This window comes from Algoriphagus vanfongensis DSM 17529 (genome assembly GCF_000429465.1).
Taxonomy (GTDB): domain Bacteria; phylum Bacteroidota; class Bacteroidia; order Cytophagales; family Cyclobacteriaceae; genus Algoriphagus; species Algoriphagus vanfongensis.
In genome coordinates, this window is record NZ_KE386906.1 from 1 (window position 1) to 13780 (window position 13780).

General features: G+C 38.8%; 7 protein-coding genes. 4 read left to right on the plus strand and 3 right to left on the minus strand.

Annotation, left to right across the window (positions count from 1 at the left end):
• Window positions 1-11: 11 nt before the first annotated feature.
• Window positions 12-221 carry a DUF7218 family protein gene (locus tag G460_RS22235; RefSeq protein WP_342667619.1) on the minus strand — a complete coding sequence of 70 codons (210 nt, stop codon included), beginning with the start codon at window positions 219-221 and terminating at the stop codon, window positions 12-14.
• Window positions 222-681: 460 nt separating this feature from the next.
• Between G460_RS22235 and G460_RS0118935 the strand changes: the two genes are divergently transcribed.
• From G460_RS0118935 to G460_RS0118950, 4 genes are all read left to right on the plus strand, one after another.
• Window positions 682-1071 carry a plasmid mobilization protein gene (locus G460_RS0118935; protein WP_026956820.1) on the plus strand — a complete coding sequence of 130 codons (390 nt, stop codon included), beginning with the start codon at window positions 682-684 and terminating at the stop codon, window positions 1069-1071.
• Window positions 1059-2342 (plus strand): relaxase/mobilization nuclease domain-containing protein, encoded by a 1284-nt coding sequence (locus G460_RS0118940; RefSeq protein WP_026956821.1) that lies wholly within the window; start codon window positions 1059-1061, stop codon window positions 2340-2342. The genes G460_RS0118935 and G460_RS0118940 overlap by 13 nt, the downstream gene beginning before the upstream one ends.
• An 18-nt stretch (window positions 2343-2360) precedes the next feature.
• Window positions 2361-4346, plus strand: a complete 1986-nt coding sequence (gene mobC, locus G460_RS0118945; RefSeq protein ID WP_245578760.1) for a conjugal transfer protein MobC — start codon at window positions 2361-2363, stop codon at window positions 4344-4346.
• Between the two features lie 546 nt (window positions 4347-4892).
• Window positions 4893-8180 carry a VCBS repeat-containing protein gene (locus G460_RS0118950; RefSeq protein ID WP_245578761.1) on the plus strand — a complete coding sequence of 1096 codons (3288 nt, stop codon included), beginning with the start codon at window positions 4893-4895 and terminating at the stop codon, window positions 8178-8180.
• 113 nt (window positions 8181-8293) lie between these two features.
• On the opposite strand, the gene G460_RS0118955 is transcribed toward G460_RS0118950, so the two are convergent.
• Both G460_RS0118955 and G460_RS22240 read right to left on the minus strand, forming a co-directional pair.
• Window positions 8294-9964, minus strand: coding sequence for a RagB/SusD family nutrient uptake outer membrane protein (locus tag G460_RS0118955; RefSeq protein WP_026956824.1), 1671 nt, complete (start codon window positions 9962-9964; stop codon window positions 8294-8296).
• An 18-nt stretch (window positions 9965-9982) separates the two neighbouring features.
• The gene (locus G460_RS22240) at window positions 9983-12976 is read right to left on the minus strand and encodes a SusC/RagA family TonB-linked outer membrane protein (protein ID WP_084421444.1); all 2994 of its coding nucleotides are present in this window, start codon (window positions 12974-12976) and stop codon (window positions 9983-9985) included.
• Window positions 12977-13780 lie beyond the last annotated feature (804 nt).

Here is a 13780-nt window from a genome sequence, read left to right on the forward strand (position 1 = left end):
TTCTTCCTTATTCATTTTGCTTCTGCCTTCGATTCCAACTTCCTTGGCTTTGTCATACAGCTGCTTCTTGCTGCGATCTTCGTACTGTTCAGCTTGCCTCCTTTTTTACCCGAGTTGGGGTCATTAGCGATACGAGCAGCTTTTTGTTTGCTCATTCCTTGCTCTCGTAGGGCCTCGTATTGTTCATCATTTTTGATGCTTGGGCCATGGTTCTTTGTCATGATTTTGTGGTTTAAAGAGTTACATATTGGTTGATACTATTCCTCAATAGAAGGGGACACCCCTTGGCTAGTGGCAGTGGTCATTATTCTTTCAAATAGAAAGCCAAGAGATGGTTGACTTAAACATGCAATGACCTCTCAAGCTATTCTGCATGAGAGAACTTTGTTTTTTGAATTGATTACGTGTTTCCGGAAATCTATAAATCATGACCCTATTTAGACATTGATCAGGATATGTAAGTTTTCAAAGTACTTTTTAATCTTGTGTCACACGCTTCTTAGGAGGTTTATCAGCTTGATTTAGATTATTCATTGAATTTCAGGTGATTTCAAATTTGATGGGATTTCCTGTTTCTTCTGAAATCGGCAAGATGTACGGTTGTATCACAACCGGATATTGATCCCCTTCACTCCGAAGTCGTGGGGATTGAATCATAAATGATTTTTAAAAGAAAAAAGTATGGTAAAGATTGATGAAAACACCCGTGATAAATGGCTGCATATTAGGCTTACAGATCAAGAATTACTCACGATCAAGGCGAATTTTCAGAAGTCGATTTATGAAAATCTAAGCGAGTTCGCTCGCCGGATGTTGCTTCAGAAACCTATCGTGGGAAGGTATAGAGATACAGGGGTTCAGGAGCTTTTAAAGGAGTTGGTTAGCCTGAAAAGAGACTTACATGGCTTGGCTACTAATTACAATCAATTGGCAAAAAAGATGAATACTGCCAGCGATTTGGAAATAAATACGCATAGAAATCAAGTCATTGGAATGGAAGTAAAAATAGCCAAGTCTCTGGATTCTGTAAGGCGATTTATCGATCAAACGACAGCAAAATGGTTGCAATAATCAAGACAAGTGCATCTGTTCGCAGGCCATTTCAATACAATGAAAATAAACTGAAAGCAGAGGCTGCAGTGCTTCTTTTGGCTGCAAATTACCCTGGGGTTTTAGCTGAAGAATCCTCCCGGATGAGGCTGAAATATTTGCAGAAACTTGCCCGATTGAATTCCAGAACAAAGGTTAATTCGGTTCATATTTCATTGAATTTTGCCCCGGATGAGAAGCTGGAAAGGAATCGCCTGATTCAGATTTCTAAGGAATATATGAGCGGGATTGGATTCGGAGAGCAACCCTATTTGGTCTATCAGCATACTGATGCTGGTCATCCTCATGTGCATATTGTCAGCACGAATATTCAATTGGATGGCAGGAGAATTCCGCTGCACAACATTGGGAAATTGAAGTCTGAACCAACACGGAAAGCAATCGAAAAACAGTTTGGGTTGGTACCTGCAGAGCAGCAAAAAAAGGGAGTGTTTCTTGCCAAACAAGTGGATCTTTCAAGGGTAGAATATGGGAAATCCGAGACCAAAAGAGCTATTGGAAATGTATTGCAGCAAGTGCTTAAAAACTATCACTATACATCTTTGCCAGAACTCAACGCTGTCCTCAAAGGCTACAATATACTAGCAGATAGAGGAAAAAAGGAGTCGAGAATTTTTAGGAATCGGGGGCTGGTTTATCGGGTTTTGGATGAAAAGGGAGAAAAGGTTGGGGTGCCTATCAAGTCCAGTAGCTTTCACTTTCCAGCTACTTTGAAAGCTATTGAATCTATTTTTTTGGTCAATGAAAACACGAAGGATAAACATGCTAGTGGTCTTCGCGCGACGATTGATTTGGTCCTGATGAGATCAGCAAATGTGAGTTTGGGTGACTTTGAAAAAAGCTTGGAAAGGCAAGGAGTTGCGCTGGTGCTCAGAAAAAATCAAGAGGGGAGGATCTATGGATTAACCTATGTGGATCATCGGAGTAGGGCTGTTTTTAATGGGAGCGCTTTGGGGAAATCATACAGTGCAAAAGGCTTGCTTGATCGGCTAAACGCTACTGAATTGGTAACTCATAAGAAGGAGAATTCTATAAATCAGAGTAAGAAAAGGGTGGATTCTATTTCAAGTGTCAATAATAAGAAGCCTATAGAATTAGATGTTCAACAGCTAAAACCAGTTGCCATCTTGCAGCCTATCTATGCTGTGATTAAGCCTCAGGAGAGTTATTCCTACCTCCCTTTTGAATGGAGGAAAAGAAAGAAGAGGAAAAAGAGAAGGATATCCAACTAGACGGAAGGAGGAGCTGAAATGGGAATACAAACAGGAGAAAACGAGCAAGGCTTGCGTAGGATTTTGGACATGACCAGACTGATGGGGATCGGAGTTTTGGGACTTCATTTCTATTATTATTTCTATGAATCTTTTCAGGATTGGGGACTGGTTTCGGATCTGACGGATCGGATTTTGGATCATGTTTGGAAGACTGGTTTGTACCGTTCATTTCATTTGTCTAAAGTAATTTCATTGGCTTTGTTGATGATCTCCATGCTGGGAGCAAAGGGGAAGAAAGACGAGAATGCTTCTTTTCAATCGGTTGGTTTGCGAGTGTTGCTAGGCCTGATTTTATTCTTTGGGAGTCTTTTTTTGATTCAGTTTTCAATGACTGCTGTGCAGCTTGGCTTGGCGTACATGACTGTGACTTCCATTGGTTTTTTAATTATACTTTCAGGTGGTACTCAACTTTCCAGAATCATACGGACCAAGTTGAGCGAGGAAGTTTTTAATTCAGAAAATGAGACTTTTCCTCAGGAGGAAAGGCTGATTGAAAATGAATTTTCTATCAATCTCCCGACGAAATACAATTTTAAAGGAAGGATAAAAACAGCTTGGATCAATGTCATCAATCCTTTTCGTGGACTCTTGGTATTGGGGACACCTGGAGCAGGGAAGAGCTATTTTGTTATTCGGCATGTAATAGATCAGCATATTAGGAAGGGTTTCTCCATGTTTGTCTACGACTTTAAGTTTGATGATCTATCCTCCATTGTGTACAACACTTGGCTGAAAAATAAGAGAGCCTATCCTGTGGAATCCAAATTCTATGTGATCAATTTTGATGATCTTCAGCGGACTCATCGTTGTAATCCCTTGACTCCGGAAACTATGCTGGATATCACCGATGCAGCAGAGTCTGCACGGACTATTCTGATGGGATTGAATCGAGAATGGATCAAGAAACAAGGAGACTTTTTTGTCGAATCACCCATTAATTTTTTGACAGCGATCATCTGGTTTCTGAGAAAATATAGCAATGGTGAGTACTGTACTTTGCCTCATGTAATCGAGTTGATGCAGGTTGAATATGATCAGTTGTTTACAGTTCTGAGGACAGAAAAGGACATTGAAGTATTGATCAATCCTTTTGTGAATGCCTATCTTAATGATGTGATGGAGCAGTTGGAAGGGCAGATTGCTTCGGCTAAAATTTCCATGGCAAGACTATCATCTGCGCAGTTATACTATGTGCTTTCCGGTAATGATTTCACATTGGATATCAATAATCCGAAGGAGCCTAAGTTGGTTTGTATGGGGAATAATCCCCAGAAAATTCAGATTTATGGAGCAGTACTTTCGCTCTATGTAAACCGTTTGGTCAAGCTTGTTAATCAGAAAGGAAAGCTGAAAAGCAGTTTGGTCTTTGATGAATTTCCGACAATTTATCTCAATGGAATGGATAGTTTGATTGCTACTGCAAGGAGCAATCAAGTAGCCACCACTTTGGGACTTCAGGATCTCAGCCAGTTGAGAAAGGACTATGGAAGGGAGCAGGCGGAAGTGATTATGGGCATAGTGGGTAATGTGATTTCAGGACAGGTGACAGGGGATTCAGCCAAGCAACTTTCTGAGCGAATCGGGAAGATCATGCAGGATAGAAAGAGTCTTTCAATCAATAGTTCAGATACCTCAGTTAGCAAATCCAAGCAGTTGGAGGCTGCCGTTCCTCCCTCTACTATTTCATCACTTTCTTCTGGAGAATTTGTCGGGATGGTGGCTGATAACCCTGATTGCAAATTGGATTTGAAAGCCTTTCATGCTGAAATCATCAATGATCATCAACGGATCAAAAAGGAGGAAAAAGCATATTCACCTATTCCGGAAATCAGAAAAGTAGACACAAGCATTGTCCAAAGAAACTATCTTCAGATCAAGCAGGAAGTTGCTGATTTGGTCAATTCAGAGATGGAGCGGTTACTGAAAGATCCGGCTTTGAAGCATTTGGTGGTGAGGAAATGATAGGGCTTGTTGATGAAGATTTTTTAAGAGTGGAGTGTGCAAGAAATTGCTTGAGACAAGATTTTCCTGACTTGTGAATATTTCAGGGAGTTCCAGTCCAAAGAGGGAAGAATTGCTGCACATCACCGTATTCAAAGGGATATGAAAAGCCCTGGTTTTTGATATGAGAATGAAAGAGTCGCTTTTCAACGAGGACCAAATATAAAAGCCAAGGTAGGAAGTTAGAAGTTAAGATAAACTTTAGGCTTGAAAGAGTAAACCAAAGTGATTTAGAGTAATTGTGAAAAAGAGTCTAATGTTGCATGTCAGGCTCTAATTGTCATATGCAATACCACATTCAATGAATTAGAAATCTTCCATTTCATAATTTATTATGGAGTAGGTTTTCATAAGTAGTAAATAGCGGTTTTTACAATATTTCAACGTGGTACTACATTTCGTCTATTTCTGAGGAATAGACAAATTAAATTGTCTATTAGAAAGTATTGAATACGAAGAATCCTTTAGTCAGTAAATAAAAGTGTTAACTTCAAAAATTAAAGAAGATTGATTTTTGAAACAGTTATCATGAGGAGATATTATTTGGTTTACCTTATAGTTGCTTTTCTTTTTTCATGTGAAGGGCAAAATAGTGACGACTTTTTGTTTACTCGCCTAGATCCAAATCAAACCCAAATTCATTTTGTGAATAAGGTTGAGGATAGCGATTCTCTTGGGATTTTATATTATCTCTATTTTTATAATGGTGGTGGAGTGTCAGTAGGAGATATTAATAATGATGGACTTCCAGATGTTTTCTTGACCAGTAATCTTGGATCGAATAAGCTCTTCCTCAATAAGGGAGCATTGCGATTTGAAGATATTTCCTTAAATGCTGGAATTGGAGGTAAATCCGATTGGAATACAGGGGTGACAATGGCGGATGTAAATGGGGATGGGTTATTAGATATTTACGTTTGTGCAGTAGTTGGAATTCATGGATTGGAGGGGGAAAATGAATTGTATATCAATAATGGAGATCTTACCTTTTCAGAAAAGGCTGAAGCATACAAATTGAATTTTAAAAGTTATAGCACTTCTGCCGCATTTTTTGATTATGACAAGGATGGAGATTTGGATCTATATTTACTTAATCACTCCGTTCACACTGAAAATTCATATGGTCCTGCAGCTATAAGGGCAAATAGAGATGAAAATAGTGGCGATAAATTGTTGAAAAATGAAGGTGGTGTTTTTGAGGATGTCAGTGAAGCAGCTGGAATTTTCGGAGGTGCAAATGGATACGGGCTTGGGTTGGCTACCGCCGATTTCAACAATGACGGGTGGACAGATATTTATGTTAGCAATGATTTTCATGAAGATGATTATTACTATGTCAATCAAGGAGATGGAACTTTTGTAGAGCAGTTGAAAGAGAAGTTTTCCCAAACAAGTCGGTTTTCCATGGGGAATGATGTAGCTGATATCAATCATGATGGCTTTGTAGATATAATTACTTTGGATATGCTTGCTGAAGATGAAAAAGTACTCAAATCATCCATGAGTGACGACCCTATCTATACTCATGATTTGAAAATTGAACGTCTCAAGTATCACCCCCAATATGCCCGAAATATGTTGCAGGTGAATCATTCAGGAGAATTTTTTCAGGAGTATGCTCTCTTCAGCGGTGTGGAGTCAACAGATTGGAGCTGGTCACCACTGTTTGCAGATTTTGATTTGGATGGGAATCAAGACTTATTCATTACTACAGGAATTCCAAGAAGGCCAAATGACCATGATTACATCGCTTACATTTCCAATGAAAATACAGAGAGAGAATTCAACAATACGAGCCGCTTGGACCAAAAGGCACTTGAGAAAATGCCAACTGGCAATGTGAAAAATTTTATTTTCAAGGGAGGAGCTGAGTTAGTTTTTTCTGATCAGACTGGAATCTGGGTGGACGATGAGCCAAGCATCTCTAATGGGGCAGCTTGGGCAGATTTTGACCTTGATGGAGATTTGGATCTAATCACTAATAATATTAATGAAGCAGCTAGTCTCTATCAAAACAATTCAAACGACAGTTCCAATTACCTATCACTACATGTTGAGTTTGACGCTCCGAATAATTTTGGTATTGGGACTAAAATAGTGTCTTGGCATAGGGGAATTATGCAAACCAAGCAATTATTTCCTTCTCGTGGTTTTCAATCTTCCTCTGAACCTATGATTCATTTCGGGTATGGGAAGGAAACTAAGGTTGATTCACTCTTGATTATCTGGCCGGATGATACTTACGAAATGAAATATGACATATCTACAAATCAAAGAATAGTGCTTAGACCTAAGGAAATACGTAAAAGCATAAATTATGAAAATGTTTATACTAAGCCTAGTCCATGGTTTGAGAAGGTGGAAATTGATGGAATAGACTATGTTCATCAGGAAAACCGATACATTGATTTCAATAGGCAAAAGCTCATACCCTATAAGATTTCAGATAGAGGGCCAGCTGTTTCCATTAAAGATATAAATCATGACGGTCTGGAAGATTTGATATTTGGAGGAGCTAAAAATCAAACAGCAAGCCTTTATCTCCAATCAGTAGATGGATTTAAAGAAATGCATGTTCAAGCCATCGAAAATGATTCTTTGCAAGAAGATGTTTCACTCATTATAGAGGATTTTAACGGAGATGGAGTCAATGATTTGTATTTCGTCTCGGGAGGGGGTGAATATTTGGCAAAACAAGAACAGTTGAGGGACCGATTGTATTTACAGGTTAATGGAAGGTTTGAAAAGTCTAAGCTTCCTGATTTTTTTCAGAATGGATCAGTTGTCAAATCTGCTGATTTTGATAAGGATGGTGATTTAGATCTTTTCGTTGGAAGCTTGGCTGTAGCCAATGATTTTGGTAAAATTCCAAAATCCTTTTTGTTGAAAAATGAAAATGGGATTTTTGAAATTTATGAGAATGAGTTATTGGGGCAAGTAGGTATGGTGACAGATGCCATTTGGACCGACTTTAATCTTGATGGCTGGGAGGATCTGATAGTAGTAGGAGAGTGGATGAGCCCTGCATTTTTCAAAAATGAGAATGGCAATTTCGTTCTAGTAGATGAAGATATTTTCTCAGGCCCCCTCAATGGCCTTTGGCAATGTATCATCCCCTTTGATATGAATGGAGATGGTCAAATTGATTATTTGTTGGGAAATTGGGGGTTGAACACAAAGTTTACTGCAAGCTCAGAGTTCCCATTAAAAATGTATTACAGTGACTTTGATCAGAATGGGAATTCCGAAACTATCCTTGCTTATGAAAAAAACGGGGAATATTTTACGTTGGCAGGACTAGCTGAATTGGGCAGTCAGCTTAGTTATTTAAAAAAGAGATTTACTTCCCATTCAAAATTTGCAGGTAAGAATTTGAATGAGATTTTTAATGACAAAGAATTGGAAGTCGCTACTCAATTAGAGGTACATACATTATCCTCTGGATATTTATTAAATAAAGGTGGAAGTTTCACATTCCAACCATTTCAAAAGGAACTTCAAGTAGCTCCTATAATGGCATTCTTAGAATATGATTTTAATGGAGATGGTGAAGTCGAAGTCTTGGTAGGGGGGAATTATTTCGGAGTAAATCCCTATCATGGAAAATTGGCTAGTATGTCTGGAAGTATACTTACCACTTCAGGTAAAGTAGATGAAGGGGCTCACCTTGGACTTAATTTTACCCAGAAATCAGTTCGAGCATTTAATATCATTCAAGTCAATGATCAAGATTACCTTTTAGTTACTTACAACAATGATAAGCCCGAGTTTTTTAGCTTTAATCAGAAGAAATAAGTCTTTGATTTAGATTCGTATTTTGAATTGAATCATTGAAATCAAAAAAATAAGGGGCATAAATTATTTATGCCCCTTTTATTATCAGATTTAACTGATTAAATGATCATGGCTTAATAGCCAGGGTTTTGTGTCAAAACATTACTTGCAGAGAGGGCAGAAGTAGGTACAGGAAAACGATTTAAGTGGTCTGAACCAGAAGGTTGATGATCCCACCATTCTTCTGTAGTGAAGAAGCCTAAGCGAATTAGATCAGTTCTTCTTCTTCCTTCACCCAAAAATTCAATACCCCATTCGTCAGCCATCCTGTAGAGGTCTAGGTTACCTGAAGTAGCTGGGTTTGGGTCCGCTCCATTTTCAAATGCTCTTCTTCTTACATCATTTATGAGGCTTGCTGCTGTATCACTGTCTCCCAGTCTTAATTTGCACTCTGCAAGCATCAAATATGCCTCAGCTAGCCTAAACGCAGGATGGTCAGCCCCCCATCTAAGGCTTAGATCTGTGCTGGAAGGGATTGGGATTTTAACCAGTCTAACTCCGGTGTTTTCTTCTCCTGATGCGATATTGGAGGGGAGCTCCTCAACAGATGAATAGGTTTGCCCTACTTCAGAAAATCTTCCTACCTGATCAACAAATACCAAAGGCTTTCCATTGTATTCTTCATTACCAGTAACTTCAGCCCCGGTGACTGGTGATGTTTGATCCCCGATTAGAAACATACCTTCATAATTTCCATTTCCTAAGTATCGGTATGGTTTTTTTCTTAAATCTCCATCATCAAACTTTTCGTATGGTGATCCAAGCTTGAAATCATTCCTGTATAAATCCCCGTTTGGTTTTCTAGATGGTTGCAAGTGTGTCCCGTTATTTGATCCCAAATCAACATCGAAGTAAATCCTGGAATTGTAATGGTACATATGATCGTAATGAGTGTACTCTAATCTATTAAATTCAGAAGGAATGGACCAAATGATTTCATTTGATTGGTTATTATTGAAATGATGAGGGCCCCGCCAATCTGAATCAAGACTGTATTCACCGTATTCTCCAGAAATTATATCCTCTGAAATAGTTGCAGCTTCTTGATACATGTCTACACCGATGTATGCTTCGGCGTTGAAGTAGAGTCTTGCGAGCATCAAGGCAGCTGCTCCTTTGGTTATAGCTCCTTCCAGCGGAGCTCCTACTTCTCGAGGAGGCAAATCGACTAATGCCTGCTGTAGCAAAGCTTCGATATGGTCGAATGTTTCTTGTTCGGTACTTCTGGGCACATTTTCCTGATCTAGACTTGTGAATATGGGAAGTCCCCCAAAAAAGTCTAGCCCCCTTAAATAGAAGAAAGCTGTCAGAGCATCTAGTTGACCTAAATGGGCTGCTTTATCTGCATCGGTCAATGCCAAACTCTCATAGTCAAGATTACCCAGATCCTGTTTTACGTCAAGGGCTAATGCCACTCCTTGGAGCGTACCTCTCCAAGTCCCAAATAGTTGCGATTCATCGGGGGTCCATTCGTGATGTTGATAGCGGGCATACCTTCCTCCATCATACCAGTGTCTTCCCTTTGTCGTTCTAGCAAATTGATCTGCGGAGAATTCCTGAGCTATCCATCGATCTCCTGTAAGGTACCACCTAGCATGTGTGAAAGGTCTATATAGTGCGGCTAATACATCTCCTTCAGTTTTGAAGAATGTTTCCGGGACCACTTTATCATACCAAACTTCATCTAAAGAGCAACTTGTCAGTGCTGCTGTGATTGCGATGATTATGTATTTTTTGAATTTCATTTTTCTGGTATTTTGGGTTTAGAAATTAGCTTGAACACCTAGCATAAATGTCCTAGTTTGGGGATAGGTTGCTCTTTCTTCAAAGCCTGGGTCCAAACCGTTGATGTTTACTTCTGGATTAAGACCTGAATAGTTTGTCAGTACGAGAAGATTTTGTCCAGTTGCATATACTCTCAATCCCTTTAAATATTCGGTCTTTTTTAGATTAAAAGTGTATCCCACAGAAAGTACATCCAGCTTTAGAAAGTCACCTTCTTCTATCCAGTAGTCACTGAGCTCTTTTTCTCCTGTGATGTGTTTTTGTTTTTCATAATTTTCTTCCAAAACATTTCTTCCTTCGAGAGGAATGCCGTAATAGAAGTTGGGCATGTTAAAAATATCATGTCCAACCCATGCTCTGAAGTAGGCCCCAACATCAAAATTTTGAAAGTTGAACTGATTGTTCCAAGAAAGAATCAATTTTGGAATTGCATTTCCAATAAACTGCTTGTCCTCATCTGTTTTGGTTCTTTCGGTGACATCAAAAACTTCTCCGTCAGCTCCCTCTAACATCCAGTTTCCATCTTCTGTAAAACCGGCAAACTTCCAGACATAGAATTTCCCAATTGGTTCACCGGGAAATAACCGGACTGCATTCCCGGGACTGCCAGGGGCAGGAAAGCTCATTCTATCCCAAAATGTCTGATTACCCCAAAGGCTTACCAACTCACTTTTATAAGAAGATCCGATAAAAGTGGTAGTATATTGAAAGTTTGGCTTATTGACGGCATTCCAATTAATTTCAGCTTCCCAGCCAGCATTAGTTAAAACTCCAACATTCATTGTTGTTTTGTCATGTATTGCAGGTGGTTGAGGTACTGATATATCATAAATCAAGTCATCCACGTCTCGACGGAATACATCGAATCTACCATATACACTTCCGTCAAGAATAGCAAAGTCAAGACCTATATTGTACTCTTTTTTTGTTTCCCATTTCAAATCTGTATTTTGGTTATGAGAGACTCCATATGTTCTTCTCCACTCACCATTCATAAGCCACCAAGTGTCTGGTCCATACATTCTGGTAGCAACACCTGGAGCAAATCCTTCATTTCCTGTTTCTCCATATCCAGCCCTTAGTTTTAGAGTAGTGAATATGTTTTGATCTTGCATGAAGGACTCATTGCTTATATTCCAACCTATTGATATGGCGGGAAACATACCCCATCTATTTCCCTCAGCAAACTTGGATGATCCCTCTCTTCTTAAACTGGCAGTTAAAAGATATCTATTGTCAAAGTTATAGTTAACCCGGCCAAAGAAAGCCATTAACCTCACTCTAGGGTTTTTATAAGAACCAAGTCCAGCTCTTCCCTCGGCTAGAAATCTACCAGTTCCTAAATCATTTTCCTCAATGCCATCTACAGCAAAATCTGAATTGTTTGCGTTAAATCCTTGCCCATTGAACTCTTGAAAACTATACCCTAAAACTGCATTGAAGTTATTTTTTCCAAAGATGGAGTTATAGGTAGCAAATGTTTCGAAAGTCCTACTCTGTGACTCGGAGTAACTTTGGCTTGCGTAGCCTGCAACTCCTTCATCTAGTGAAGTTTTGTGTTGTGCAGAACGCCAATAGGTGCCATAGTCATTGTTGTTCACAATTGAATATCTTCCTGTTATGAAGAAATCATCGGTCAGATTCAATACTAGACTGGTAGTATTGAGTAAGTAATTATACTTTCTGTCATCTGTTCTAAGTTTTATATCAGCTACAGGGTTATACCAATCATACCCTCCGGTCCAAACATTCAGTCCGTTTGGATGAGTTGGATCATATGGGGTTTCAGTTGGATTCAACTGGATAGCCATTCGAAAAATATCATTGTTAGAAAAGGTGGACTTCCTGTTGCTGTAAGAGAGATTATTACTGATTTCTAAGAATCCTTTGAACATAGTAAAGTCTGTGTTGATCCTAGCCTGGATATCTTCTCTTGTGGATCCAATAGCCAAACCCGTGGCGTCTCTCTGGCTCACAGTTGCTCTGATTCTAGCTTGTTCTACACCACCATTTAAACTAATCACATTCCTATATGCGAATGGGTTTTTGTTGGTGACTTCCTCAAACCAGTCAGTGTCATAGCCTAGGTCTTCTCCAATTCCTTCCTCGAGGAACCTTTCAGTACTTAAAGGTTTATTGTATCTCCTTACAGTTTCCACAAACATCTCTCCTGTATAGCTGACTGAAAGTCCACCTGCTTTGGCAGATTTTGTGGTGATTAATATTACTCCTCCCGAAGCTCTTGTCCCATAAATTGCTGCACCTGAGGCATCTCTCAGTACTTCGATTGATGCAATGTCTTCTTTCACGACTGTGTTAATATCACCGCCGGGTACTCCATCGATGACTATCAAAGGTCCTTGGGATGCATTGACACTGTTTACTCCTCTTAATTGAACTGAAACGCCTGCGTTTGGATCAGTGCCATTAGATGATTGGACGCTTAGGCCAGGTACTTTTCCCTGTATGGCCATTAAAGGAGACACTGTGCCAGCTACAAAGTCATCTTCGTTCAGTGAACTGACTGCACTTGTAAGATTTTCTCTGTTGACGGAACCGTAACCAACTACAACTACTTCATCTAAGGAAGATATGTCTTCTTTGAATGTTACATTTATTTCCGTCTGATTTGTTATCTCAAAACTTTGAGATTCATAACCGATGAAAGAAAAAACCAATGTGGCCCCTTCTGGTACAGTGATAGAATAGCTTCCGTCAATATCTGTAACGGTTCCAGTTCCAGATCCGAGGACGGAAACCGTAGCGCCTGGAACTGGTTCTCCTGTTTCATCTTTCACTATACCTTTGATTTCAACATCGGCAAGTTCCTTATGATAAGAAATGTTATCAAAGGGGATGCTTAGGTTTAAATTGTGGGAATAGACCTGATTGTAAGTAGTTAACTGTAGCCAGATTAAAATCATGAACAGTTTGGCGATCTTTTTTGACCACCTGTGTAAGGCTGTTTTCATAGCGTAATTAGTTAATTGGGTTGTTGTTATAGATAAATAAGGAAAAGCCTATTCTCTAAAAAAGAAATAATTAGTAGGTATTAATACTAGTTATGACTTCTTTAGTAATTCTGTACTATCGGGACAATTTGCACCCGGTTAATCAAAAAGATAAAAGCTTTGAAGTACAATGGTAAAAGCTTTTATGCTGGTAAAATATTTAGCCCTGAATGACACAGGAACTGATCAGCTGGTCTATTTTAAATCTAGTGAAAAAGAAAAATTTAAGATTGATTTTTCGTGTTATTTTGAATAATAGTAAATGAATGGTTTTTATTTAATGTAAGCGGCATAATATGAATTAATCAATATAAAATTGTATTAAATGATCATATGTATTGTGTTATACAATAATACCATGTGCCAAATCTATTGACTGCCCCACGTTTAAAAATTATTCCAATACCACCTTAAGTCATCTTTGGTGCCATTTACCTTTTTAATTTTTGAAATGTTTTGAGCCTGTCAATTGGCATATCAGCATCTTGCCTGATTTTCAAAATCACTGACTTTGAGTTTAGCTATGACGCCAGTTTGCAACAAAGGGAATACGTCAATCGTTTGGTTACCGACGTTAGCTTTGATTCAAAAGAAATAACCTGTGGAGGCATATCAGGCCCCTTCTATTTTAAAGCACATACACAAACTGTTAGTATGTGTATGTGCTTTTTTTTTAAACTTAAATAACAAGTATGGTTAAAATAGATCGCTATCTCCAGTTGAATAACTTCAATTATTGTTGATGGACATTCAATTAGTTGTGGG